The 206-nt window shown below is 52.9% G+C and carries 1 tRNA gene; it reads right to left on the bottom strand.

What is annotated here, in order from left to right:
* Positions 1-39 precede the first annotated feature (39 nt).
* A tRNA-Trp gene (locus VXS03_RS20235) sits at positions 40-116 on the bottom strand.
* Positions 117-206: the final 90 nt, after the last annotated feature.

Here is a 206-nt window from a genome sequence, read left to right as displayed (position 1 = left end):
AAAAAAGCCCCGACATTGCTGTCGAGGCTTTCTTGAAGATGGCAGGGGTGGAGAGATTCGAACTCCCAACACGCGGATTTGGAATCCGCTGCTCTGCCAGTTGGAGCTACACCCCTGTAGTTATTTTAAAGACTTAACTGTGTCTTAAATAAATGGCGGAGTGGACGGGACTCGAACCCGCGACCCCCGGCGTGACAGGCCGGTAT

Source organism: Photobacterium sp. S4TG1 (genome assembly GCF_036040035.1).
Taxonomy (GTDB): Bacteria; Pseudomonadota; Gammaproteobacteria; order Enterobacterales; family Vibrionaceae; genus Photobacterium.
Note: the sequence above shows the minus strand (reverse complement) of the source record. Positions and strands in the feature narration are given on the sequence as shown.